This window comes from Paenibacillus nasutitermitis (assembly GCF_014641075.1).
GTDB classification, from domain to species: domain Bacteria; phylum Bacillota; class Bacilli; order Paenibacillales; family Paenibacillaceae; genus Paenibacillus_Z; species Paenibacillus_Z nasutitermitis.
Genome location: NZ_BMHP01000001.1, coordinates 2,212,854 through 2,238,986 on the forward strand (window position 1 = coordinate 2,212,854; position 26,133 = coordinate 2,238,986).

A 26,133-nucleotide genomic window follows, 5' to 3' on the forward strand; every position below is an offset into this window, starting at 1 on the left:
ATGGGAGAGAGAGAAAATGATGCGTTTGGCTATATTCGGAGATTTGCATTTTTTTGATAACCAATTTGCACAAGGAAATGAAGCGTTATTGAAGGCTAAAGAGCGTTTCTATGAAAGATATTTGCAAAAGGTATTCGAAATCGAGGCGGACTTATACATTTCCCTTGGTGATCTGACTCACATGGGAACGGAGGAAGAATTTAATAACGTTTATCAGTATATTCGCAGCTCCGGTATACCTTTCCGTCAGATATTAGGAAATCACGATGCCTATGAGTTACCTAAAACTAAATTACAATCGTTAATGGATCATCCATTAAACGATGTATTTGAAACCGATGAGGCTCTGTTCGTATTTGTTGATTCGACTAGAGAAATGGACCCAAAAGATTATAGCGGACATCTTAAAGCGGACCAATTGGAATGGTTGGAGGCACAATTGCTCGTTTCTCCATCAAAGCCAATCTTTGTTTTTGCCCATCATCCCCTGCATAACACGACAACCGGGTCATTGGATGAAAAGATGCATATAGACCCGACCATTGATATGCGAGCCATTTTACGAAAAAGACAAGGAAACTGTTTTTACTTGAACGGCCACAATCACGTACACTCCATTGTAAGGGAAGAACAATGGAACTTTATTCAAACTGCAGCAGGCCTGTGTCATCCTTCCGTACGCATTGTGGAAATCGATAAGTCTGAAGTGCGAACGCGAATAGTAGCCATCGATGATGAAGAAATATTAAGAGCTGCGCAGTTCCTATTTGATCAATTACCACTTTATCATCGGCCTCCCAATGCGAATGGACTGGATACGGATCGGGATCATATCATGTTGTTTTAGAGGCGCAATCATAACCTCTCATTGGAGCAACCCTGGATTTAATAGGGCCAATGCGAGGTTTTATTATGAATTTAAGTGATTTATGGAGGTTGCGATAAGCGGATCCAGGAATGTAGTCCAAGCAGACTCAAAGCATACGCTTGGCAGCTAAAGATGTTGGTATCACCTGCTTGGCTACGACATTATGGCCGATGCTTTGCGTGAAGCATTGGAACATAAGGGGATTCAAATTTTTTTATACATAAAAACGGAGCGCTGCGGGTTTGCGGGCTCCGTTTTCTATTTGCCACTCTTATATTGGGCTTCAGAAGCGATTGCCGATCCGCGGTATCGTCATATTGCGGAGCTTCATGCCGATATGGTACTCAAAGAATTTATGCAAGAAGATGGATGAAAAATGGGGTGAAGGTCGATCGCCGTCCCATCCTCAATGTCATTCCTAATCCTCTTTTTTTGGTTTTTCACTTTATAACTCAGGCAAGTAGGTGAATGGATTAGTAACACTAGCGGAGCTTAATTCATACATATATGTCATGAACGATTATCGGCATATGACTCGTGAGAGTGCCGATAATCATCACATGAACATATAACGGAGGCTACAAGGATGAATGAATTTAAGAATGATCTTCAAAATCTGAATATGGATGCGTTTAAAGCGAGCGGCATGACTCCGAATTCGGGTCAAGGTCAAATGGATCCCAATAATGCTCGTCTGTGTATCGGCATTTGCTTCGGCTTATGTATCGGCTTTTGTTCATGCGGAGGCTGTGGAGGCTGCGGAGGCTGTGGCGGATGCGCCGGTTGTGCCAGATGTGGAGGCTTCCGCTGCGCTGGCTGCGCACGTTGTGCTGGCTGTGCCCGTTGCCGTTAATAAGTTAGCTATTGCACGTAAATAAAGGTTCAAGACACCTCTGCAAACGTTGTTTGGATGCAGGGGTGTCTTTCTATGCATGTGCTGGCATGATGGACAAATAGCCTTACATACCTTTATAGAGGGACTCAAGTTAAGAAAAGTTAGATTTCATATTAAGGAGGAATGAAATTTGGATCCTTCTATGCGCCTTAAAGTGAGAGGAGATACTTTTTTTCTCCCCAGCCCGGACGGAAGTGTCTATTTCCGCAACAATATCGGTTCATTCCGGATGGAAGGCAGCACGATTAATCAATGGATTGAAAAATTAATACCTGTACTTAACGGTGAGCATACGATGCATGATTTAACAGATGGATTGCCGGAACAATACCGTGATCATGTTTATGAGATTGCAAAAGTATTGTATGCGAACGGTTATGTCCAAGATGTAAGCCGGGATCGTCCGCATCAGCTGCAAGAGAGTATTGTTAAGAAATATGATTCACAAATTGAATTTTTGGACAGCTTTAACGGGTCAGGTGCATACCGATTTCAATTGTATCGTCAGTCCAGCGTGCTTGTTGTTGGCGCTGGTACTTTTTTGATTTCACTTGTCAAATCATTATTTGAATCCGGATTGCCGCAATTCCACGTGCTAAGCTTGAACTCGGAAACAGTGAATCGAAAACGGATTTTGGAGCTGGAGCAGCATTATCGCAAGTTTGATTCAGAGGTCAAGGTGGACGAGATCAGCCTGCCGAAGGATGGAGGAGTGGATTGGTCTTCGATTGTACAGCCTTATGATGCGGTATTATTCGTCTCAGATCAAGAAGGGGAATCTGAGCTAAGATTACTTAATGAAATTTGCCGACAAAAAAACAAGGTACTGCTGCCGGCTGTTATTTTTGGGCAGGCTGGACTAGCGGTTCCACTGTCGTATTCTAATTCGGGGGGTGACTTGGAATCAGCATTGCGCAGAGTCCATCATTCTGCCATTTATAAGGATACCAATGTTCACACTGCTTCGTCCATTGCGGAATCGCTGCTCGCTAACGTAATCGTCTTCGAATGGTTGAAAACAGCAGCAGAGGTAACGAAACTAGAGAATAATAAACTGTTTCTTCTTAATTTAGAGACGCTGGAAGGGAATTGGCATTCGTTTCTTCCCCACCCGTTGGTTAATGGTCAACGATTCATCGAGAAGATCGATGTTGAGCTGCAAACCGGAGCGGCTTCAGAGAAACGAGCTTCAAGTGAATTATTACCTTTCTTCAGTCAGCTAACATCAACGGAGACAGGCATCTTCCATATTTGGGATGAAGGGGAGCTGCGACAGCTGCCACTATCGCAATGCCGTGTTCAGCCTGTTGATCCCTTGTCAGTTGGCCCTGCGCTTCTTCTTCCTGAAATTATATGTAATGGTTATAACCATGAAGAGGCACGAGTGGAAGCGGGTCTGAATGGAATCGAAGCTTATGTGTCACGTATTGCGAATTTGCAAATCAATCAGGTGCAGGAGGAAAGCGAAAAACCTGATGTTCCAAAATTCGATGAGATTGCAAGCGTAGGTGCCGGTTTAACGATCGAGGAGGGCGTTTGCCGCGCTTTGCAAAAGTATTTAATGAATGAACGGATAAAGTTATACGAAGCACACACACCGTCTATCACGCTGGTGAAGCTGAGCCATGTAGCGGATGAACGATGCCGTTACTATATAAATGCCTTAACTACGATGCAAGGAGCACCAACGTTCGGACTGGGTGAGAACGTATTAGGTTTTCCTATTGTGTGGTTGCAAGCAAATGACCGCTGGTATGACGCCGCAGATCTCAATGTAACTCGAGCGCTTCGGAGCGTATTGATGATTGCCCTGTTTGATGCTCAAAACAAAGCTGATCCATTTGCGGGTAAAGTGCATCATGTAAATGTAAAAGAAGTTAAAATGGACTATATTTCAATACCCGCTTGCGATCCATTCGAGTCCCGAGAGGTTTTGCAGACTGCTGTGCAGCAATTGAATGACATTCACAAACGCCTGCTCGTATTCGACTTAACTTCAGAACCTTTTTTGAAAAAGGAGCTGGCCGGAGTATACGGCATCTCCCTTCGAGAGGAGGTTGAAGAATGAGCGCTATTGTGGCGGTTGTTGGTGTAGGCCAGCTTGTGGACTATGTAAACGATATATTGTCTGCAAATTGTCAGCTTGTAAGGATGAACGAAATGGCTGCCGAGTTACCGGAAAAGGCTGATCTTGCACTCGTGCTTAGTGATGGCTACGATTCTGCCTCTCATCTCATGGCAGAGAAATTATTCAAGCAATCTGGTATTCCGTGGCTGCGCGGGTTTGTAGCATTTGGTGAAGGCATCATTGGTCCGCTTGTCGTTCCTGGGAAAGAAGGCTGCTCACAATGCGCTGATTTGCGGCATTTAATGGCTGGAAATGATCGGAAGGACATGTGGGAGCTGCAGCAGTTGTTCATGCATGGAGAAGTTTTCCCCGATATTTGGTCTTCTCGCAGCGGTCTATTGCACATGGCTCACCTTATTGCAGCAGAAGTCCAAATCTTTCTTATCCAGAGTACTGCACCTCTTGAAAATCATATTAAACTCTTACACTTGCAAACGCTCAATTGCTCGACTCATTTTTATTTGCCAGATCCGCTCTGTACCGTATGTGGGGAAATACCGGAAGACTCTGCCATAGCTTCTCGTATAAAGCTGCAGCCCAGCCCGAAAATCAGTGAAAACAGCTACCGCACCCGTTCGATGGTTGAGTTAAAGGCAGTTCTTTCCAATGATTATCTGGACAATCGTAGCGGTTTCCTGAATGGAAAAATGATCGACCTGATGTCACCCTTTGCTGACGCCAGCATCATTTTACCGATGTTCTCAGGGGATGAAGGCTGCGCAGGGCGTACACATTCTTTTGCAGACAGTGAAATGACAGCGATATTGGAAGGTTTGGAACGTTATTGCGGCATATCGCCGCGGGGAAAGAAGACAGCGGTTCATGACAGTTATAATCATTTATCAGAGATAGCGCTGAACCCTTCCCGAGTAGGAATACATGATAAGGCGCAGTATGAGCGCCCCGATTTTCCGTTTCAACCATTTGATCCAAGCAGGAAAATCGATTGGGTATGGGGATATTCGTTCTTGCAGGAGAAGCCTATACTCGTGCCGGAGCTGCTCGCTTATTACAGCTCCGGCTGCGGTCACGGCTTTGTATATGAAACCTCAAATGGCTGCGCTTTGGGAGGAAGCTTGGAGGAAGCTATATTTTACGGCATATTAGAGGTTGTAGAACGGGATTCATTTCTAATGACGTGGTATGCGCAGCTGCCGCTCGCTCCTTTAGATCCCTATTCCTCAGGCGATCTTGAAATGAATTTAATGGTGGAGCGGCTGCGCGATGTTTTCGGTTATGATGTGCATTTGTTCGATTCGACGATGGAGCACGGCATTCCAAGTGTGTGGGTGCTTGCCAAAAACAGAACAGATCAAGGCGTAAATATGATTTGCGCCGCCGGGGCGCATCTTGATCCTGTAAGGGCGGCAAAAGGTGCAATTCATGAGATTGCGGGCATGCTGCTTGCGTTTAACGAAAAGTTAGAGGCGAACCGCGAGCAGTATGAACAAATGCTGCATGATCCTTTTCTCGTTCGGCAAATGGAAGATCACTCCATGTTGTACAGCTTGAAGGAAGCGGAAGAACGTCTGAATTTCCTGCTCAATAATGATCGTCCAGTCCTCTCGTTTAAAGAAGCTTTTAAACCAAGGGCATGGCATGCAGATTTAACGGATGAATTAAACATTTTTCTCCAGATTTTCAGAGAACTGAATCTAGAAGTAATCGTTGTTAATCAAACGACGCCAGAAACGTTGAGAAATGGACTTCATTGTGTGAAGGTGCTCATTCCCGGCATGCTTCCCATGACGTTCGGCCAACACCTAGTCCGCTTGACCGGCCTGGAGCGGGTACTGCGAATACCAGCAGAGCTGGGCTATGTGCAGGAGCAGCTCACACAGGAACAACTTAATTGTTATCCGCATCCGTTTCCATAAACAGATTCTTTTCGTGTACGATGGTTTTCCTTGTGCTGGGACATAGGAGGAGGAGAAATGAGTCTGAAGGCATTCTTGCACCAATTGCAATACGAGCCTGAAAAAACCAAACCACATGATGTTGAGGTTGATTGGGAGAATGCGCCTCTGCCGTATAAGCTATATCGTCATTTGCCTGTATTTCCTCTCGCCTCCGATGTTCCGCTAAAGCTAACGGGCAAACGAGCGCAAGCGGAGCCAACACTTCGGGATATCGGGTATTTTCTATGGTACACCTTCGGTCTGGCAAAGCTTAGTCATTCTGTTATTGAGCAAAATACGGGGAAGGAATGGGAAAGCTCATTTCAGCATTGCAGACGATTTGTTCCTTCAGGTGGAGGGCTGTATCCGAGCGAAATTTATTTGTATTTGAAGCTGGAGGAATTACCTAACGGAGTTTATCACTATGATGCGGCTCATCATCGTTTGATTTTATTGCGCGAAGGTCAATTTGATTCCTATGTGGGCAAGGCCTTAGGCAGTCGTTGCGACGTAACAAGCTGCTTCGCTGCTGCTTTTGTATCGACTTTATTTTGGAAAAACTTTTATAAGTACAATAATTTCTCGTATCGATTGCAGGGACTGGACGCAGGCTTGTTAATAGGCCAGCTGCTTGAGGTGGCGAAGCGTTTTAACTTTGAAACGGGAGTTTACTTTCAGTTTCTTGACCGTGCCATCAACCATTTGCTTGGACTGCCTGAGTCAGAGGAAAGTGTATATGCTGTAATTCCGCTTACGGTAAATTCAAGTATTGAATGGTTCCACCATGACATTAGCAATAAAACGTCAGCAGAATTATGTAATGAGCTTCCAATCATTAAGCACGATCACTATATGCGTTCAAAAAGAGTATTGGACTATCCGATGCTGACCAGGCTGAATGATGCCTCCATAATGGATTTTTCCCTTTCATTTAAACAGCTAGGATGGGAGCAAAAGACAGTCCATCAAAACGACGATAGTCATTTTTTGCCTCAAGTAAATAGACTGACATATGATTTATCAGAGGTGTGCAGGTGGCGTTACTCGCCAGAAAATGAATTTGTATTGGAAGCAGTGAGTGAGTCGGATTTGGCGGCACTATTGCAAGAGATTATGATTTCCTATCGCTATCGGAATGATCTGGATGGTTCGTTCCCGAGCCCCATATCTCGCGTAAAGCTGTATGGCTGCTTTTATGGCGTTGAAGGAATTCGTGATGGTGCTTATCATTATGATGTTATGGCGCATGCGTTGCAGCTTGTTAGGGGCGGCGATCGAAGGGCATGGCTTCAGGATGGGATGTCTTTGGATAACGTGAATTTATTCCAAGTGCCGCTGAGCTTTCATGTGGCGGGTGATCTGGGACATCTTCATGCCGAGCTTGGTTATCGCGGCTATCGGATTCAACAAATGGAGGCGGGAATGCTGGTTCAGCGCTTGCTGCTCGCTGCTGGTGCATCCGGAATGGGTGGGCGGCCGCTGTTAGGATTTGACGTTAGTTCCATGAATGAGCTTTATGAATTGGCTCCGCTCGGACAAACGAGTCTGATCCAAATCCCGATCGGACCATGTCGGAGTCGTTCATGGCTTGAGGGCAGCTTAGCACAATAATTGATTAGGGGATAAAAGGGCAGATTGAATGTCATTACTATTCAATCTGCCCTTTTATAATTTTAACCTTAAGGCTGGTGAACTGCTGGCTTCTTCTGCGGTTCACCAGTTGGTTGGGATGTAACCGGTAAGGAGGGATGAGGTGGGTGATGATGCATATGCATCATAGGATGAAACCAAGCATGATGATAATCTATAGTTGTGAGCTCCCATCCATCGTGATGATGATGGGGATCGAAGAACATGTGCTCATCCCACATTTCATCCATCATTGGATGATAATCATGCATCATTGGATGATAATCATGCATCATTGGATGATAGTCATGCATCATCGGATGATAGTCATGCATCATCGGATGATAGTCATGCATCATCGGATGATAGTCATCCATCATGGGGTGATGTTCATGCATCATCGGATGATAGTCATCCATCATGGGGTGATAGTCATGCATCATGGCGTGATAGTCATCCATATGATGGAAGTCGTGCATGTAAGGAAAGTGGTGCATGTGACTAAAATCATCGTAGGGCGGGGGAGCAGAAGCAGGAGCAGGGGCAGGAACAGGAACAGGCTGCATATTCACAGCTTGAGGTCCCAAATTGGCCTGCATCGGGCTTGTTTGCATTTGTTGGTAATACTCGGGCATTACTGCCGATTGTGGCAGATTAGATTGATTGCGTATCATGGTGTGCCTCCTTTTTTTCATACTCTACAATATGCTTTGGACGAAAAAAGGGCACTTATCCCTATAAAATGGGCTACAGTCTTAGGGATTTAAGAACGAAGACTGACTTCAATATGTGCCGATCGGAGATATTTGTTGCCTTTGCAAGCTTTCGCGGAAAGTCTTGCTTATCCCATTCCCGATTTTGACTAGAACATGTTCTTATTCCCGACAGAATGCAGGAAAGTGGGGAGCTTAACAACTAAGCTATTCCAGCTAATAGCTTGTCAATATTTAATTATTACTAGCTAAATCATCAGGTGGTATACTTAAAAAAGAGCATGGAATAGAGCCCTCCCACATAGCATGGAAATGAATTCCATATACCCCCATAATATGTTTCTTATTCTAACCGGAACGCTCTTTAAGTAGTCAATATGGCAAAAATCCGGTGGATGAGTTTATTCACATAAGCAATTATCGCTACTTTGAACAGCTTTCCTTCAGCACGTTTTTATCATAATAAGCCCTTTATTTTTTATTTCTGTTTTTTCGAATACCACATCGGACAGCTTGGTATAGGGCTGTGCGAAGCCTCCTGAAACCATGCTTAGTGATTTTATCTTGGGTAGCACTATCGCATGTGATACGGGATCAATGTCCCAACCAGCTTAACTATGGTTGAACAAGTAGGGGGGATGAACAGAATAGCTCTCGGAATCCAAGTCCCACAGGCAGAAACGTTCGATCCCCGGTTTCCGCTATCTTACGACCATACAAGAAAAAGGTCGACCAGAAAGATCTGGTGACCTCATAATACGAACGGGCAGGATAACGCAGCTTTCGTAATTGTATGAGTTTACATTAATCGGTTGCAATTATACAATTGGAATGGCTTTGGACTTCTTCTACGACTTCTATTCTGTACGATTCATTAAACGCAAACAAATTATTGGACAAGTAGCAAAAAGCCTTGAAAACGCCATTAATCGTAGTTTGGTGTTGAATAGGTTAAAAACTCGAGCGAGGATAGGTGAAATACTCTGAAAGCAAATCGGATGGAAGCGTTCAGTGATGGTGTACTGGCGATCATCATTACGATCATGGTGTTGGAATTTAAAGTGCCGGAAGGCCATGACTGGCATGCGCTATTTGAACTCGTCCCAAAGATTCTTAGCTACATCTTTAGTTTTGTATATGTCGGCATCTATTGGAACAATCATCATCATCTGCTGCACATGGTTCGAACGATGAACGGGCGGTTGATGTGGCTCAACTTGTTGCTTCTCTTCTGGTTATCCCTTATACCGTTCACGACAGCTTGGATGGGGGAAAGTCATTTTGCTGCCACGCCAACGGCGTTGTACGGAATTATTTTACTACTTGCGGCGCTTTCATACTGGCTGCTTCAGCGCGCAATTATTAACCAGCATTTTGGAGATTCCTCATTTGTTCTGGCGATGGGCAAAGACTGGAAGGGGAAATTATCACCCTTGCTCTACTTGTTCGCGGCCTTGGCCGCATATGTGAGTCCTTGGATATCCGGCATCTTTTTCGTACTTGTGGCCTTGATCTGGTTCTTACCGGATAAGCGAATCGAGCACATTCTGCAAGGCCGCTAAAGCTGAACTGTTGCTCTTTTCTAGATGATTGCTCTAACGAGGAACGAGTGTTATAGAATAGGGAGCATTTGCTGCGGCAGCTGCTCCCTGTTTTTGTTAATCGAAGTTTATTGAAAATAGTCTATACGCAGAGTAATTGTTAAATGAAGCGGTAATATCAAATCCAGGAACCTTGGGTACAACACTCCATAAACGTGGCAAGAGCGGCAGAATATATAGCAATCGATTTACTCCATGCTGGGTACGAAATCGACACAAATATAGACGCGATGTCATAGCTGCGCAAGGCTGTCGAATAGGCGATTTTTCAGTTCCGTAATACTTGGTCGGAAACCAAGCAATTGAAGAGCTTCCTAAGCTGTCATGTGATGTGGTGCTAAACGGTATTATTGGAGCAGTAGGCCTGAAAGCGACCTTGCGTTCAGGGAGCGTGTTCGCTCCGGCTAGCCCAATATTTGGTATAAAAGTTCTATTTTTTAATCATACAATGTGTTTGTTATTAGCAATTGCTCCAATTGCTTTTACTGACGGTGTAGGTGGAACGAATACTAACCCAAATAAAGAACCTCGGGAATTACTGATTATTATTACAGAAGGGGGGTTGGTTATGAAAAAGAAAACAGTATTAAATATTGCATATTGGGCTGTATTCTCTTGGGTTGTCCTCTATCTTTTATTACGTCTTTATCCGTTTTTAGTTGTTTTCTTTCCATTATTAATTATTTTTTACTCTTTTAATTTCTGGTTTCTTGTATTATCAATTCTCTTGTTAAGAAGAAGCAAAACGTGGTCATCCAGAGAACGTATTGTTGGTGTTCTTCTTTTTATTCCATTAGTTTCCACGATAATATTGCCAAAAGTTATAAATGAATTTTCTCTTCGTACTTTAGTACCTACCGAAACGATGATTAGATCTTACATAGAAAATGAATTAGTTTTTACTAACCAGGATATTTTTGATTTATCTTCGCCTCTCATGGAGTATAGCGCTGAAAATAAGACATTGAGCCTTTTTCTGAAGGCTAGACCTGATATTTATCTTGACAATTTTGAGGAGGATATCCAACATTTTGCGCCAAAAAATATACATAAACTTTTTATTAATGAATTTGAATATTATTTTATCACGTTACTTAAGGATCTTAGAGAAACAACGAAAGTTCCTGAATCTGTTACTCTCTATGGCTACTGGGGAGAGAAGCTACTATTCAAAGTATATTACAGGGCAAATGGAGATCAGTACTCAATGGTTGAACCATACCCTGATATATCATTTATTGGAAAGGGGGATAAATGGTACTTTAAATACAACGTAAATAATTTTGATGAGACTTTATTTATTAAAAATGAAAAAGGACCCGATTTCATTTCGAAATTAATATTGCCATAAAAAAAGTCCCGATACTCCAAAACGGATGAAAACAAGATCCAAGCGCTTTTGCTATACGAGCTGAAACTCCTCATACCTTTTTAGCCCCCAAATGATTTGGACAATACACCCTTTACTCCTTTACAATAATAGTGATGTGGAGGGGACAACATGAAAAAGAAGCAGTATGACCTGAACTTCAAGAAGATGGTGGTGCCCAAAGCGAAAGAAATTGGCAACATGACCGCCGTGGCCAGGCAGCACGAACTGGATCCGAAAATGGTGTTCCGGTGGGTAGAGCGTTGAGCCGAAAGGATCTCGATCAGTTACGCTGAGCAAGCTCTTGAGAGGGATATTCTCAAAGATCTATTACAAACCCGCACTTGCGGATAAAATAGAGATTGCCCAGAGGTATGGTACGCTTGGGCACAGCATTAGTTATGTCCTGCGGGTATTTGGTGCTTGTATTGTAATATGATGACCTCTCTTTTCTCTTGTAAAAAAGCCTGATAATAACAACTCTGGTATAAACAATCTCGCGGAAAAGGGTGCAGTGCATGAACAAAACGGATCGTTTGTTAGCCATAGTGCTTGAGCTGCAGCGTAACGAAGTGTTACGAGCCGAGGATTTAGCCGCTACATTTGAAACAAGCGTGAGAACCATTTACAGGGATATTCAGGCTTTGAGTGAAGCTGGCGTATCCGTGATAGGAGCGCCAGGGCAGGGATACTCCTTAATGGAGGGGTATTTCCTGCCGCCAGTCAGTTTTACGGTGGAAGAAGCAGTGACGTTACTCATCGGGACAGATTTTATCGAGCATTGGTTTGATGTTCACTATGGCAGTAAGTCTCGAACTTCAAGAGGGAAGATTGAAGCCATCCTGCCGGAACCGATCCGTAGTAGGGCATCCCGGATTCGCAAGAGCTTTCGTTTGCTTGCTTCCGTTGAAGATATAGTACGAATACAAGAGAAGGCATACTTGGAAGCGATTCGTCGAGCGATACTGGAGGAAAGAAAAATAAGATTCCGCTATTCCAAAAGAATTGCCGAGACTGATGGGAACCGCCAAAGTGTACGTACGGTTGCTCCTTATGGACTTGTACTTCATCAAGGGTCATGGGTACTCGTTGCACGGTGTGAATTGCGTCAAAACATCCGTCATTTCCGGTTGTCCCGGATGTCGGAGCTTATCGAGCTGGAAGATAGATTTATGTTGCCAGCAGATTTCCTTTTAGATGTATACCAGCCTCCAGACGATCGCGACGTCCGTGTGCGCATCTTGGTCCAACCTGACATTGCCGATAAGGTAAGGGAATCGAACAACTTCTATATAGAAACCATAGAGGATCATACGGAAGGGTTGCTGGTGACCTTACGTGTTCGGCAGCCTGAGGAATTGCTGCAGTGGGTGCTCGGCTGGGGAGGCGGAGTGGTTGTGTTGGAGCCGGAATCCTTCCGACATCGGGTTAGAAACGAACTGAAAAAAACGTTAAAACGCTACTGACATAATGGTGTCAGTAGCGTTTTTGTATACTTAGAAAAAAAGATGATTAGAGGCGATGATCGATGATGATTACAACAAAGTTAGCATTACAACGATTTGAGGAAACTGCGGCACATTATATTCATGAACTGGATCAATTCAGTCTGGAGCAGCTGAGGCAAAAACAAAGTGACAACGAGTGGTCAATCGGACAGATGATTCAACATCTCATTAGCTCGGCGCTTTATATGCAGCTTCGTAATATTGATCAATGCCTGATGCCAAGCCAAGATCCCATGGTACCTCAAACGGAAAAAACCGAGGTTGGTGCGGCTATATTTTCTCAAGGAAGCTTCCCGCCCATTCGTATTCATGTTCCGCCTTCCCCACAATATACTCCGGAGCAGCCGGAAAGCAAAGAGCAGCTAAATCAAGGCTTACACACTGTCAGCCAGAGAATGAAGGACATTGAACCTACCCTTGAAAAAGTGTCCAAACAACATAAAGTGTCCCATCCGAGATTCGGTGGATTGTGTGCGGAGGAATGGTTTCTGCTTGTTGAAATGCACTACCGTCATCATCTTCTGCAGCTGGACCGCTTAAAACAAGGATTGGTACGGGAAGCGACATAATCATTTATTAAATAAGGAAGGGATTTCGAGGTATGCAAATGGAAGAAATAAGCCAACAAAGCCGCTTCTGGATTGGTGTTGTGTCCGCATCCCATGTGAAGTGTGGAGAGTTGGAGGGATTCGCTCAGCTCTGTCACGGCAAGTCAGCACCTTTACGTAAGATGCGAGCAGGCGATTGGTTGATCTACTATTCCCCGCGAACAGAAATGAGGAAAGGGGCACCACTCCAAGCGTTCACCGCTATCGGGGAAGTGGATGGTGATAAAGTCTACGAATATCAGATGTCAGAATCATTTGTGCCACTACGCAGAAATATCCGCTATATTTCATGCCGTGAGGTACAGATTAGAGATCTATTAGAAAAGCTTAGCTTCACTCGCGGGAACCGAAATTGGGGATAATCCTTCCGCTATGGTCATTTTGAGATCGGTCGGGAGGACTTTTTGACAATTGCCAGTGCGATGCTAAAATGAGCAGATAGAATGTTCTTAAAACTTGCCGTTATAGATCGTGCAGCGAACCTTACCATAAGAAACGGAGCTGTCGATAGGGATGTGATTATAATCCCCGAATTAGGATGGTTGCCGCAGCTGACAAAGGAGAACGAAACAATGAAAAAGTACATACTCTTCGATCATGATGGTGTGCTGGTTGATACTGAATTCTGGTATTACAAAGCGGGAGAACGCGCTCTGGCTGACATTGGATTTACCTTGGATAAAGATCAATACCTCAGCGACATGACGCAGTCATTGGGCACTTGGTCCCAAGCTAGGGCGGCAGGTATTGATGAACAGACCATCAGCAATCAGCGTGAGGTCCGCAACGTCTATTATCAGGAATATCTAAGAACAGAAGCCATAGAGATTGAAGGCGTAGTTGAAACTCTAGCCGAACTGTCAAAGTACGTCCGCATGGCCATCGTGACGACTGCAAAACGTGCGGATTTTCAACTTATTCATGAAAAGCGCCAGATTAGACAATTCATGGAATTCGTCCTTGTTCGCGAAGACTACGAGCGCACCAAGCCGCACCCGGAACCATACTTGACCGGCCTAAAGCGCTTCGGAGCTAACAAAGAAGAGACCCTGGTTGTAGAGGATTCAAACAGAGGGTTGAACTCAGCCGTGGAGGCTGGTATCGACTGTGCTATTGTCCATAACGACTTCACAAAAACACATGACTTCTCACAGGCCAGCTATCGAATCAAGACTCTGATTGAACTAAAGGACATTATCCTGAATGTAACCTGAGAGCATCCGCCGGCGTGTCCCATACTCACTTTAAAAGTGAAGAGCAGTGCGGGCGGCGCGGACTCACGTGATGCAAGTGGAACGTGACAATAATAAACATAAACCAAGGCTGCCACGATAACTATCTGGCAGCCCTGGTTTATATAATTGCATCAACAATGAAATAGAAAGGCGCTCATAGTAGTACGTTTAAGCAATGATTATCAGCTATTAACATCGTGGCTTAATAATAAGGATGTAATTGAATTTTATGGTGATGCAAATGATCCTTTAAATTTAGCTAGTGTTATTAAAAAGTATGAAACTAGAGTTAAAGGACTTCATATGGTAATGCAGGATAGTTTGGGAGTGTGGAATTATATTTACTCAACAAACGGGCCATTTTGTAGAATAAAGGAGTACATTTTACAGGAAATTTAGTGGATTAGAGAGAATGGGTAATAAGGAAAAAAAAATTTATAGGCAGGTGTTAAAAATGAGTTGGGACGAAGCATATATCGATGGGAGTTTTCGGGATATGTGGGATCTTTCGTATCCGTCACAGGAGTTGGTTGCTTTTATTGCCACTATAAACTTTCCAAAGGAGACAGTGGGTTTGGATGTTGGTTGTGGAGCTGGTCGAGAAGCAGTTTTTCTTGCCCAACACGGATTGAATATGATTGGAGTGGATCTAAGTGCAGAAGCTTTCAGGATCGCTGCTGAAAGGGCAAAGGAGGCTGGGGTACAGGTTGACTGGCGTCATGGAAATGTCCTAGATTTACCGGTTGAGGACCAGTCCGTAGATTTTGTAAATGATCGCGGCTGTTTTCATTCAATTGCCGAAGAGGAACGAGATCAATTTGCACGAGAGATTGCCCGCATCCTCAAGCCGGGTGGCATGATGTTGCTCAGAGGTTGTCGTGAAAAAAAAGAAGAGGGTCATTTTGTCCCAGTGACAGGACAAGCAGTCGACCGACACTTCGGTAAATACTTTGACCGTGGAGAAGTGTTTCCAATCCAAATGGTAACCGGTATTGGTTTCGGCCGTGAAGGAATGAAAGGAAACCTAGTGGTGCTTAAAAAAAAGTGATTAAAGTGGTAGTGAAACCTCTCTACTGAACTGTGACCCATAAGAAGGACACTTTGAAAAAAAAGTGCCCTCTTACGGGTCTTTTGTGATTTAATCAGAGTAATGGTGTGGGAGCGGGATAAGAAGATGGAGAATTTAAATCGTACGTTATTCACAGAAGCGAATATGAAGAGATTAGAAACGAATCCGAATGTTCAATATGGATCAGTTGCTAAGAGCTTTACCGCAAATGGAAAGTATTGAAATGTGATTGGGGTGGGTGTTCGTCAGGTACGAGGAAACCCTTGTCCCATCTGCCTTGGCGAATGCCGAGAGGCTACTTTATTATTTAGGAGGCGCTGTAATTTTTGAAATAGTGCACTCCGTCGTGAGCGGTATCACCCGTTTTTGTTCTTCGATTGGTGTTGAACCAAAGTTTATCCCCTTTGCCGATTCCGACGCCCTCGATCTCAAAAAGGTTAGAGTATGCAGCGGACGTGATGCGGAATGAGTAATTTTTATCTGCTTTTATTGTACCCGAGGCAGTAGATATATTACGATAAACAAGTACAATGCTGATGTTTTTATATGTCATCGGAACATATATTGTATTTTTATGATAACCGAAACCCTGGAATGCATACGAGTTGATGTTAGATATGGTACTACCGTTAACCCGAGCATCTTCAATATTTAGATTAAAGCCACCGGTTACATTAATTGTACCACTTTTTGCGTTCAGTGGGAGTGAACCTCTGTATAAGGTCCGTCCGGATTTGAAGAGAAAGTGTATGTTGTTAGCGTCTTTGCTGGTAATTTTCACACCCGACATTGATTTGTTTGAACCTTTGTATTTGATTGTGTAGTTACCAACTTTGTAATATTTCGTTCCTACATACTTCAGTTTCACGAGACTCATACTGCCGGAGTTCATGGTGACGACGAACATATAATAATTTCCGCCAATTGTGCTAAGCACCAAATCGTTGGCGTGGCCGAGGTAGGTAGCATAAGTTGTCCCCTTATCGCCGTTTGTCATGAGCGTAGTGGACCCGTCGCTCATTTTGGTACGGTAAATGACTGCCCTAGTATTGTCACCGTTGACTTTTGCGGAATAGACGTAGGTAGATCCCACTGCAAATCCCTGTGCGGCGTAAGCATTATTTGCATTGTTGAGCTTTGCGACGGTGGTGTAGGTGTTGTAATATGCTGCACTGGCTGTGTTGGGTGTCAACATCGCTATGCAGAGGAGAAAGACTACAAATAGGGTAAAGCGTTTCATCGTTCCCATTCTTCTTGTAAACATACACTATACCTCCATAAAAATATTGTAGTTGCGACTTTTTTTATTTAAGGACGCCAGTTCTTGTCCGATTTGTAATGTCCAGATCCATATTATAGCGGTTTATTCAGCCAAGAACTAACCGGTCATCGGACAGCTTATTCCCGCTGATTTTCTCAAATTCCCCTAGAAGCTGCGCTACGGTTATGTCTTTCTTCCGCTCTTGTTCGAGATCCATTAAGACTCGGCCTTTATCCATCATGAGAAGACGGGTGCCCAGACGGATTGCCTGCTCCATATTATGAGTGACCATCAATGTAGTGAGCTTCATTTCGCGGACGAGCTGCTCCGTCAACCTGGTAATCAGCTCGGCACGAGAAGGGTCCAAGGCAGCCGTATGCTCGTCAAGGAGCAGAATATCTGGTTTGGTGAAAGTGGCCATTAACAAGCTGAGCGCCTGCCTTTCGCCGCCCGAAAGCAGGCCCACCTTGGCCCCGAGCCGATCCTCTAGCCCCAAGCCGAGACGCTGGATCTGTTCGCGAAACAGGGAGCGTTTGCGGGATGTTACCCCAAGCCGCAGCCCTCGTGATTGTCCGCGCTTATAGGCCATGGCTAAATTCTCCTCAATGGACATATGGGGAGCGGTGCCGGCCATCGGATCTTGGAAGACGCGTCCGATCCAACGGCTACGCTTGTATTCTGAAAGGTGATGGATCACATTGCCCTCAATGCGAACTTCGCCGTAATCCGGTTTCGTGACGCCGGAAATGATGTTCATCAATGTGGATTTACCAGCCCCGTTGCTTCCAATCACCGTGACGAATTCACCGGCTTTCAGCTTCAAAGTGATCCCGTTCAGGGCGACTTTCTCGTCCGGAGTGCCCGGATTGAACAACTTCGATATTTTCGATAATTCAAGCATTAGCGGTCACCCCCGGCTGTGTTATCGGTAGGAGTCCCGGCAAAGTAAGCGGAACGTTTTTTCGCCAAGTTTTTTTGCTTCCATGTTCGTCGAACCGAAGGAAGAACGAGAGCGATGATTACTATGACAGCAGTGATCAGCTTTAAGTCGGAAGTATCGAGCCATTCAACCTGAAGGGCGATGGCGATCACGATCCGATAGATGATGGAACCGAGCAAAACTGCTAGAGTCGCCCGGAAGACGGTAGAGGCTCCGAATATCGCTTCTCCTATGATGACGGAAGCTAAACCGATTACGATCATCCCGATCCCCATCGATATATCCGCGAAGCCGGACTGTTGCGTGATCAATGCTCCAGATAAGGCGACCAGGCCGTTAGACAGGCTGAGCCCTAAAATCGTCGTATTGTCCGTATTCGCGCCCAGACTGCGAATCATTCGGGAATTGTCGCCGGTCGCTCGAAGCGCCATGCCTATGTCGGTATGAAGAAAACCATCCAACAGCAGCTTAACTATGATCACCAAAATCGGCATAAGAACGAGTGGATGGACGACGGTGAATATCGTATCCACCCCGAGCAAGGAGACATTGGGTTTTTCCATTATTCTCATATTGATGGAGTACAAGGCGATCATCACCAAAATTCCGGATAGCAATCCGTTGATTTTGCCTTTGGTGTGTAAAAACCCCGTGCAAGCTCCCGCGACTAGACCTCCGATTAAAGCGGCTAAACAAGCCACCCAAGAGGAAGTCCCATGGGAGATGAGGATCGCCGCAATCGCTCCACCGGTTGTAAAGCTACCGTCAACAGTCAGATCCGGGAAATCCAATATCCGAAATGTGATGTACACGCCCAGCGCCATTAAAGCATAGAGCAGCCCCAGCTCAATCGATCCGGGTAAAGAGTCAATCAATGACTCCATCATAAGATTTGCCTCCTTTTTTTCATGTAAAGAGGGTGGACATTAGGCGTCTGTCCACCCCCTTAAAAAGACATTTATTGAATAATGTTATTCTTCTGGTCCTTGACCGCACTCTTCATAGCGTCGGTAACTTCGATTCCCTGAGCTTTGGCCGCTTTCAAATTCAAGATGAGGTCGAGCTTGTCCGGCACGGTTACTTTCATATCGGCCGGTTTCTTTCCGTTTTTCAAAATATCCGCTGCCATCTGGCCGACTTGGTAACCGTGGTCGTAATACTTGAAACCTACGGTGGCAAAGGCACCTTTTTCAACGGTATCGCGGTCGCTGGAGAAGAAAGGAATCTTCTTGTCGTTCGCGACTTTCAAGATAGTATCCACGCCACTGACGACGGTATTGTCCAACGTAATGTATATCGCGTCGACTCGGCCTGACAGCGATTCAGCAGCCTGCTTGACCTCTGATGTATTCGTAACCGGCGCTTTGATTAACTCGATACCGTGTTTGGAAAGAGCGTTTTTAGCGTGATCGGCCATTACGACAGCATTTGACTCCCCTTCATTGATGACGACACCGATTTTTTTCACCTTCGGGAAATTATTGGCGACAAAATCCATCAGACTTATAATGGCTTCCGGATTCGTATCGGAGGCGCCGGTGACGTTGCCTCCAGGCTTGTCCATATTGCTTACGATTTTGGCGCCAATAGGATCGGTAACGGCTGCGAACAAGACTGGCGTATTCTTGACCTGCTGAACGAGTGCCTGTGCGGAAGGTGTGGCGATTCCTATGACCAAGTCGTTTTTCGCCGAGCCGATCTTCTGGGCAATGGACAAGTTGTTGGCGGAATCGTTTTGTGCGTTGTTGTAATCGACCTTTAAGTTGCTGCCTTCCGTGATGCCGGCATCTTTCAGCGCAGCCAAAATGCCGTTGCGGGTCGCATCCAAAGAAGAATGCTCTACGTATTGGGATATCGCGAGTTTATAAGATTTCTTGTCGGTATTGTCGCCTCCGGATGCTGCATCCTTCGTTTTCTCTCCGCAGCCGAATGTTGTAGCCAACAGGGCTGCCATAAGAGCAATAATTCCTAATTTCCTTTTCATAGTCGAAAACCCCTCCAGTAAGATTGGTAGCGTTGACTGGCAAACTTTTATGCATGAAAGCGGTAAAGTAAGCGCGCACTAGGTACAGCCATTATTCTATAGTATCTGGCGCCTTACAACCCGTCAAAGGTAATGATTTTTTTATAATATCATGGGATGCTCCAGGCGGTCGTCGATGTGATGACAGAGATAATTATGCTCTTAAGGCTGTTCCGCTTAAGAAATATCATACAAATAGGTTTACTATTTATTAGCAGTTGCGACGAGTTATACAAAGGAAACCGGCTCCGAAAAGCATCCGGGCAGCTAGAGGAATACAAGAGAGAATACTTTTGCAGGAGTATAGACCTAGATGTAGAAATACTCATCTACTAAGCGAATCGGAAAGGATCTGTCTTATCACAAACTACGCATTAAAAATTCTTAACAATAGATATGGTAGGTAGCCCTGCCCATCATCCACTGTAAGGATTCTCGCGTGGACAAGAGAGATAAAGGCTAGAAAAGGATCCTAGACCCATTGATCGTACCACAAAATAAAAAGAATCCATTTTGATCAAGCATTTTTTCAAAATGGATTCTTTTTATTTATGGGTTTGTAGGATGTTCAATCTAATTATTTTGCAAATATAATCAAACCGTTTACAACCGCCCTTCGTTTCCTTTAATAGAACCAGTAAAAATCTTGAATGAAATGGAGGAAACATCATGAAAAAGACCGTATTCCTAACAGCTCTGCTGCTCTTTATCATTACGGCTGCCGGGTTATCAGCCTATGCAAAAATGGACGATAAGCCTCGGGCCCAGTCGACACTAAATTCCAGCCAAAGTGATCATGTCATCCGGGTGTACGGACCGGGCGGGCCATTTGGACCGATCAAGGAAGCTGCTGAACATTTTTCAGGTAAGACGGGAATCAAGGTGGAAGTAACAGCCGGACCAGAGGGCAATTGGATTGGCCAGGCAAAGCAAAATGCAGATATTATTTTCGGTGGCTCCGAGTACATGCTGCAGGACTTCATCTTTAACCACCCCGAAATGATCGACACTAAATCACGAACTGAGCTTTACCCGCGTGCTGCAGGGATATTGGTGAGGAAAGGAAATCCTAAGAAGATTGAAAGCTTGAAGGATTTAACAAAAAAGGGAGTAAAAATAATCGATGTGAATGGGGCTGGTCAGCTTGGCCTGTGGGAAGACCTGGCAGGCAGGAAAGGGCTGATCGATGGCATATCCCAAAATATTGACTTTTCTGTAAAGTCGAGTGCCGAAGCCATTGAACGATGGAAATCGAATTCCAGCCTGGACGCCTGGATTACCTATGAATCGTGGTATTACCGGCTTCAGGATGTGACAGACCTGGTCGAATTGCCCAAAGAAGATAAACTCTATCGCGGAACGCCGATCGCCCTGACGAAAATCACCGATCAGAAAAAAGAGGCACAGCAATTTATTGATTATTTAAGAACGGAAGAATCTCACCAGATCTTTCAAAAATGGGGCTGGAAGTAAGGATGCGCCTTGAATCTGAAAAAAATGGAGGAACATACATGAAAAAGGGAATTTTCACCCTCGCGATACTATCGATTATTTTCGCTTTGGCAGCTTGCGGAAAAAGCACTGAGGGAAAAACAGAGACGAATCAACCCACTCAAGCCCAAACGGATCAAACTAATTCGGAACAAGCCCCGGCTGATAGCCTTCAGCTTTTGAAAGATGATAAAGCTGGAGAGTACCTGGCGGATCCACAGGGAAGGGCCCTGTATTACTTTAAAAAGGACGAAGCAGGAAAAAGCAATTGCAGCGGAGACTGCCTGGCAAACTGGCCGGTATTTACCCAGGAGAATTTCGATGTCCCGGAAGGTTTTGACAAAAAAGATTTCAGTACGATCACAAGAGAAGACAACGGGGAGAAGCAGGTCACGTACAAAGACTTTCCTCTCTATTATTTTGCAAAAGACCAGCAAGAAGGGGATGTAAACGGACAAGGAGTAAAAGATGTATGGTTTGTCGTAAACAGCGGAACAGAATTTGAATAAGCCTGCCCAGGGAACGATCAATCGCGGTCGTTCCCATCTTTACTTTTAACGTAGTAAAATGGCAATATATTTTTATCCAATAGCAGGGAGTGCCATATGAAAGAAAAACAAGATGCGGAATTAATGAGATTGGTAAACGAAAAACATAGTCATGCATTAGAGGAGCTTTATGATCGATATATAAAGCTTGTCTATGGCTTCGTTATGAAATTTTGCAATGGGAATGAGGATAAGGCGAAAGAGATTATTCAGTTGGTCTTTCTGAGGCTATGGACAACAAACAGCCTTTACGATCCAAATCAAGGGAGTTTTGTAAATTGGCTCCTCACGATTACCCGCAATATTTGCATTGACTACCACCGCAAAGAGAAGAGGCATACGCAACAACATCAAGAGGAACATGAAGAGATCGCCGACCCAGCCAATGAAATCGAGCAACGAGTAAATACGAGTAATATTGCGGAGGCGAAAAACAAATTGCCGACGGCGCAAAGAAAATTAATCGATTTGCTTTATTGGAAGGGGTATTCTCTTTCAGAGATCGCCAAGCTGGAACAAGAGCCGCTCGGCACGATTAAAAGCAGGCTTCACCAGGCTCTTAAAGGATTGAGGAAGCATCTGAAACTGGAGGATATAAAATGAGAAGAGATTGTGATCATTTAATTCCATATATAGCAAATGAGCTCAAGGAGAGCGAACACATGGCCTTTGTTGAACATTTAAAGTATTGTGCGGATTGCAAGAAAGAATATCAGGAATTGTCCCAGGCCTGGCATGCTTTGCCTTTTGATTATACCGAAATCGAGGTGCCTGAATCGCTAAAAGGCGAAGTGATGGGGTTTGTTCTTGATCACAACAGAAAAAGCGGTGCGGAAACATTCATGGTTAAAATGAGCAAGCTTGCCATGATGCTCAAAAATCAGTTCACTCCTGTTTCAACCAGTATCGTGGCCGTCTTGTTGCTCGCATTTATTGCTCTTGGAATAGCGAATGTAGAGGGAAACAATCGCCATGCCGAAAATACCCCCATTGAAATTTTAACGGCCATTTCCTTAAAAGCAGCCAATCAAAGCCATCCGGGAACCAACGGTATCGCCTATATTATCCAGCAGGGATCAGAGAAAAATTTGGTGGTGCAGATTCACGAATTGCCCGGCGTCGAAGGTACACAGGTATACCAGGTTTGGCTGCTGAAAAACGGCTCGAGGGAAAATGGCGGAATATTCAAGCCGGACGAACACGGATCCGGAATATTGACCCTCCAGCTCGCCAAAGGGCAGACTTTTGATCAAATCGGCATCACCGCCGAACCGGACGCCAACAGCAGCCAGCCAAGGGGAAAAAAAATAGCCGGGTCATAGAGGGTAACTGAAAAGACAGATATATTTTGTTCTACATCGACCTGTTTAAAACCAAGGCGCTAGGAGGATAATCATGAAATGGAATGCCAGAAAAATCATTATCTGAATGGTTTGTTTTTGCAGACGAGAATGTGAAAGGGGGGAAATGGCTTTTTTGTCGCAACTAACGGGAACGATGCGAACCCGGGAACGAAAGAATTACCTTTTCGAATTGACGCTCGGAGAGCCACCTAGAGACGTTAAGCCAGTAATGACCGGTTGGTTCCATACCAACGATAGCCGCATTAAGCTCGCTTGCGACTTGGAGGGAACGGATCCAACGTAGAAGATTTTGAAATCTTAACGCTCTACAGGAATGCTAACGGAGCACGATATAGCTCAAATAATAACAAGACGGAAGCCGGGCAGAAGATCGGTTGCCGTTTTCTCAACTAAGACAGGTAGTACTGCGTAATAACAATCAGTCGGTAATGTTCCCTCGAAACTACTTCTATAAAATAACGTATAAATGATTATTGAGGAGGTGAATTAACATTAAAACTCATCATGTGCTAAGTTTGTTATTCGCGGTTGTTGGCATTTTCATATTCGGAAATATTTTTGACAATTATGCCGTTGGCATTATTTTTGGAATATCCATGTCGTTGATTATAATGATTAGTTTTAGCGGGGGTAAGAAGAAAGCCCCTCCAGCGAATGGCGAACCTCCCACATATGGTTAGAGAAAATCCTATTGACGTAAATGATACGATACTTCAGTTCCTGGAACAAAATAAATTGCTCCCAGCTAGTGAGATTCCTTGAAAAAGTCGACCAGGTCGACTTTTTCTTTAATTTAAAATAGGGGATTTAAACAATGTAAATGTATGTGCAACAATAGAAGTTGCACGTGGAGAAGAACATATATCCATTTGAGTCCGCGATTTTACGCGGATTTTTTTATTTAATACAACTATTTGTCTTTCCCTATAGACAGGAAATTGCACTGTTCTCCAATAATGGACATAAAAATGATGTGTTATACGCACATTAATTCTTCTGATGGGATTGAACTTTTTGTAATAGAAATTCAGGATAAAATTTAGATTGACCATTAAAGATCATGATGTTATTATGTATCTATTCAAATCGATTCTTTATCGTTGGCTATTTTAAAAATGGAAATGGGGGGTGTGATTGCAGTGGGTACCAAGAAAATTGCTATACAAACGCAATTATGGGGAAACAGCAATTTGGAGCAGGATTTTCAGCCGATTTTCGATGAAGCGCGGAATGCCGGATACGAGGGGGCTGAGTGTAGATTCACTGTTTTAAAGCAAAAGGAGCGACTCAAACTTTATTTGACGGAACATTCTTTCACCCTAGTGGGGGTACATGCTTCCCCGGAGGCCTTTTTTGATCATGGCATTCCGAAACCGGAATTGGATTCGATCCTTGCCGACATGCAAGATTTGAATGTAATGCGCTTACTTATAAGCGGCGGGAACCTTGCTAATCTTCAGGATATTATGATATTAGCAGATCGATGCCGCGCCGTTGGAATTGAATTGCTATATCATAATCACGCCTACGAGTTTGAGCCGGGCTACCAGATATTCGATGAATTGTTGAAGCATCCCGGCGTAGCCATCGCACTCGATATCGGATGGCTTTACAGAGCGGGGCATAAATTGGAGGATTTTCTGGATCGGTATGGAGAGAGAATTCGGTATTTTCATATCAAGGACACGACTCCCGATCAATGGAGGGAGCTGGGTACAGGGGATTTGGATATGAAGGCCGTGATTAAATTGATTGAGCAGATTCCGATGGATTGGTGGACGGTTGAGCAGGACAATTCAGAATTAAAAGCTTTTGAAAGCGCTGCCCAGAGCAGAAAGTTTTTAGCTCAATCCGATTATTGAGGGGGGACCTATGAATTCATTTCAGCGATTGGCTGATGTTCGTTCCTTGCTTCAGCGTTCGAATACGGATGCTGTACTTATGACGCTCCAAAAAAACATTTCATGGTTTACGGGAGGAAGAAGTCATGTCAATATCGCATCCGAACCTGCTTGCTGCTCCATTCTAATTACCAGGATCCACTGCGTTATTGTCATAAATAATATTGAGTCAGGAAGGCTGCTGGAAGAAGAAATGTCTTCTGAATTCGCGAAAGCAGTCACTTCATGGGAGATATGGAGTTGGCATGAACCCGGGAAGAAGGAGGCGCTTATCCGCAAACATCTGGCCGATACCGAATTCATGAAGACGGACGCCCAATTGGAACCGGAATTTCTTAATCTTCGGAGCATTATTCCGCAGGATCGTTTCCTTGAGATGAAAAGGCTGGGGCAGCTAACGGGAGAAGCGATTGAACAAACGGCTACTGAAATTCAAAAGGGCGATTCGGAATTTCTGATTGCCGGTAAATTAGCCTATAGGTGTTATGAACGGGGGCTGGAACCGATCGTCAATCTGGTTGCTGTGGATGAACGTGCCTATCAGCGGAGACATCCGCTGCCCACCGACAAGCGCTTGAATGCTTATGCTATGGTGGTCGTCTGCGCCCGCAAGAACGGGCTGATTGCTTCTGCGAGCAGACTCGTTCATTTCGGACGGATTCCCGATTCCCTGAATGAGAAGCAGCATGCCGTGGTCCGCATCGATTCGCGGTTAATGCATGCGACCAGACCGGAAACTTCATTAGACGATTTGTTCATGCAAATGAAGCAATTTTATCGGGACGAAGGATTTCCCGAAGAATACCAGAACCATCATCAGGGCGGTTTAACCGGTTATGCGACGAGGGAGAAACTGGCGGTCTCGGGGGAAAGCTATAAGCTTCGCGCAGGCCAATTAGTTGCATGGAACCCGTCTATAGCCGGCGTGAAATCAGAAGATACCCTACTCGTTCACCATGAAGCAAATGAATGGATGACTGAAACGAATCAATATCCGTACTTAGAGGTCAAGATAGATAATAAAGTATACAGACGACCCGCTATTCTGCAGCGTTGACAGAATGATCGTTTAAGCTTGACGGGT

23 protein-coding genes and 3 pseudogenes are annotated in these 26,133 nt (G+C 44.5%); 19 read left to right on the forward strand and 7 right to left on the reverse strand.

From position 1 onward, the window contains the following. Window positions 1-16 precede the first annotated feature (16 nt). From IEY46_RS09395 to IEY46_RS09420, 5 genes are all read left to right on the forward strand, one after another. A complete protein-coding gene (locus tag IEY46_RS09395; protein ID WP_188991278.1) occupies window positions 17-847 on the forward strand; it encodes a metallophosphoesterase family protein in 831 nt (276 codons plus the stop codon). 667 nt (window positions 848-1,514) lie between these two features. Next, on the forward strand, window positions 1,515-1,721 hold the full coding sequence (locus tag IEY46_RS37020) for a hypothetical protein (RefSeq protein ID WP_505812637.1): 207 nt from the start codon (window positions 1,515-1,517) through the stop codon (window positions 1,719-1,721). Window positions 1,722-1,905: 184 nt separating this feature from the next. Next, complete coding sequence (locus IEY46_RS09410; protein ID WP_188991840.1) at window positions 1,906-3,831, forward strand: putative thiazole-containing bacteriocin maturation protein; 1,926 nt, start codon at window positions 1,906-1,908, stop codon at window positions 3,829-3,831. Continuing rightward, entirely contained in the window at window positions 3,828-5,768 is a 1,941-nt protein-coding gene (locus IEY46_RS09415; RefSeq protein ID WP_188991285.1) for a TOMM precursor leader peptide-binding protein, read from the forward strand. Before IEY46_RS09410 ends, IEY46_RS09415 begins: the two co-directional genes overlap by 4 nt. Before the next feature lie 57 nt (window positions 5,769-5,825). Continuing rightward, the gene (locus tag IEY46_RS09420) at window positions 5,826-7,400 is read left to right on the forward strand and encodes a SagB family peptide dehydrogenase (RefSeq protein WP_188991287.1); all 1,575 of its coding nucleotides are present in this window, start codon (window positions 5,826-5,828) and stop codon (window positions 7,398-7,400) included. A 68-nt stretch (window positions 7,401-7,468) separates the two neighbouring features. Here IEY46_RS09420 and IEY46_RS09425 read toward each other — a convergent pair whose 3' ends face one another. Beyond that, a complete protein-coding gene (locus tag IEY46_RS09425; RefSeq protein ID WP_188991289.1) occupies window positions 7,469-8,092 on the reverse strand; it encodes a hypothetical protein in 624 nt (207 codons plus the stop codon). Between the two features lie 403 nt (window positions 8,093-8,495). After that, window positions 8,496-8,704 (reverse strand): annotated as a pseudogene (locus tag IEY46_RS36305) (IS110 family transposase); the annotation flags it as partial. Between the two features lie 410 nt (window positions 8,705-9,114). Here IEY46_RS36305 and IEY46_RS09430 point away from each other — a divergent pair. The 8 genes and pseudogenes from IEY46_RS09430 (at window position 9,115) to IEY46_RS09460 (ending at window position 15,500) form a co-directional block, all read left to right on the forward strand. Beyond that, complete coding sequence (locus tag IEY46_RS09430; RefSeq protein WP_188991842.1) at window positions 9,115-9,693, forward strand: TMEM175 family protein; 579 nt, start codon at window positions 9,115-9,117, stop codon at window positions 9,691-9,693. Window positions 9,694-10,015: 322 nt separating this feature from the next. After that, the gene (locus IEY46_RS09435) at window positions 10,016-11,083 is read left to right on the forward strand and encodes a hypothetical protein (RefSeq protein ID WP_188991290.1); all 1,068 of its coding nucleotides are present in this window, start codon (window positions 10,016-10,018) and stop codon (window positions 11,081-11,083) included. Window positions 11,084-11,233: 150 nt separating this feature from the next. Beyond that, window positions 11,234-11,368 (forward strand): hypothetical protein, encoded by a 135-nt coding sequence (locus tag IEY46_RS36740; RefSeq protein WP_268239491.1) that lies wholly within the window; start codon window positions 11,234-11,236, stop codon window positions 11,366-11,368. A 251-nt stretch (window positions 11,369-11,619) separates the two neighbouring features. Next, window positions 11,620-12,567: a helix-turn-helix transcriptional regulator gene (locus IEY46_RS09440; protein WP_188991292.1), complete on the forward strand. Its 948-nt coding sequence runs from the start codon at window positions 11,620-11,622 to the stop codon at window positions 12,565-12,567. 65 nt (window positions 12,568-12,632) lie between these two features. Continuing rightward, window positions 12,633-13,178, forward strand: a complete 546-nt coding sequence (locus IEY46_RS09445; protein WP_188991844.1) for a DinB family protein — start codon at window positions 12,633-12,635, stop codon at window positions 13,176-13,178. 38 nt (window positions 13,179-13,216) lie between these two features. Continuing rightward, window positions 13,217-13,651, forward strand: a pseudogene (locus IEY46_RS09450) (EVE domain-containing protein). A gap of 138 nt (window positions 13,652-13,789) precedes the next feature. After that, window positions 13,790-14,431, forward strand: a complete 642-nt coding sequence (locus IEY46_RS09455; protein ID WP_188991294.1) for an HAD family hydrolase — start codon at window positions 13,790-13,792, stop codon at window positions 14,429-14,431. Window positions 14,432-14,864: 433 nt separating this feature from the next. Then, on the forward strand, window positions 14,865-15,500 hold the full coding sequence (locus tag IEY46_RS09460) for a class I SAM-dependent methyltransferase (protein ID WP_188991295.1): 636 nt from the start codon (window positions 14,865-14,867) through the stop codon (window positions 15,498-15,500). A gap of 328 nt (window positions 15,501-15,828) precedes the next feature. Here IEY46_RS09460 and IEY46_RS09465 read toward each other — a convergent pair whose 3' ends face one another. The 4 genes from IEY46_RS09465 to IEY46_RS09480 form a co-directional block, all read right to left on the reverse strand. Then, the gene (locus IEY46_RS09465; protein WP_229750170.1) at window positions 15,829-16,785 is read right to left on the reverse strand and encodes a hypothetical protein; all 957 of its coding nucleotides are present in this window, start codon (window positions 16,783-16,785) and stop codon (window positions 15,829-15,831) included. A gap of 103 nt (window positions 16,786-16,888) precedes the next feature. Continuing rightward, complete coding sequence (locus IEY46_RS09470) at window positions 16,889-17,683, reverse strand: ABC transporter ATP-binding protein (RefSeq protein WP_188991297.1); 795 nt, start codon at window positions 17,681-17,683, stop codon at window positions 16,889-16,891. Further along, the gene (locus tag IEY46_RS09475) at window positions 17,683-18,609 is read right to left on the reverse strand and encodes an ABC transporter permease (protein ID WP_188991299.1); all 927 of its coding nucleotides are present in this window, start codon (window positions 18,607-18,609) and stop codon (window positions 17,683-17,685) included. The genes IEY46_RS09470 and IEY46_RS09475 overlap by 1 nt, the downstream gene beginning before the upstream one ends. 71 nt (window positions 18,610-18,680) lie before the next feature. Then, window positions 18,681-19,706 carry an ABC transporter substrate-binding protein gene (locus tag IEY46_RS09480; RefSeq protein ID WP_188991301.1) on the reverse strand — a complete coding sequence of 342 codons (1,026 nt, stop codon included), beginning with the start codon at window positions 19,704-19,706 and terminating at the stop codon, window positions 18,681-18,683. Window positions 19,707-20,414: 708 nt separating this feature from the next. Between IEY46_RS09480 and IEY46_RS09485 the strand changes: the two genes are divergently transcribed. The 4 genes from IEY46_RS09485 to IEY46_RS09500 all read left to right on the forward strand — a co-directional run bounded on the left by IEY46_RS09485 (window position 20,415) and on the right by IEY46_RS09500 (window position 23,106). Then, window positions 20,415-21,218 (forward strand): extracellular solute-binding protein, encoded by an 804-nt coding sequence (locus tag IEY46_RS09485; protein ID WP_188991303.1) that lies wholly within the window; start codon window positions 20,415-20,417, stop codon window positions 21,216-21,218. Between the two features lie 38 nt (window positions 21,219-21,256). Next, complete coding sequence (locus IEY46_RS09490) at window positions 21,257-21,745, forward strand: hypothetical protein (protein WP_188991305.1); 489 nt, start codon at window positions 21,257-21,259, stop codon at window positions 21,743-21,745. Window positions 21,746-21,841: 96 nt separating this feature from the next. Further along, window positions 21,842-22,387 (forward strand): RNA polymerase sigma factor, encoded by a 546-nt coding sequence (locus IEY46_RS09495; protein WP_188991307.1) that lies wholly within the window; start codon window positions 21,842-21,844, stop codon window positions 22,385-22,387. A 59-nt stretch (window positions 22,388-22,446) separates the two neighbouring features. Continuing rightward, window positions 22,447-23,106, forward strand: coding sequence for an anti-sigma factor (locus IEY46_RS09500; RefSeq protein ID WP_229750171.1), 660 nt, complete (start codon window positions 22,447-22,449; stop codon window positions 23,104-23,106). 190 nt (window positions 23,107-23,296) lie between these two features. Here the strand turns inward: IEY46_RS09500 and IEY46_RS37215 are convergent. Further along, a pseudogene (locus tag IEY46_RS37215) lies at window positions 23,297-23,443 on the reverse strand (IS110 family RNA-guided transposase); the annotation flags it as partial. Window positions 23,444-24,248: 805 nt separating this feature from the next. Here IEY46_RS37215 and IEY46_RS09505 point away from each other — a divergent pair. Together IEY46_RS09505 and IEY46_RS09510 are read left to right on the forward strand one after the other, a co-directional pair. Beyond that, window positions 24,249-25,010 carry a sugar phosphate isomerase/epimerase family protein gene (locus tag IEY46_RS09505; protein ID WP_188991311.1) on the forward strand — a complete coding sequence of 254 codons (762 nt, stop codon included), beginning with the start codon at window positions 24,249-24,251 and terminating at the stop codon, window positions 25,008-25,010. 10 nt (window positions 25,011-25,020) lie between these two features. Next, the gene (locus tag IEY46_RS09510; RefSeq protein WP_188991313.1) at window positions 25,021-26,106 is read left to right on the forward strand and encodes a M24 family metallopeptidase; all 1,086 of its coding nucleotides are present in this window, start codon (window positions 25,021-25,023) and stop codon (window positions 26,104-26,106) included. Window positions 26,107-26,133 lie beyond the last annotated feature (27 nt).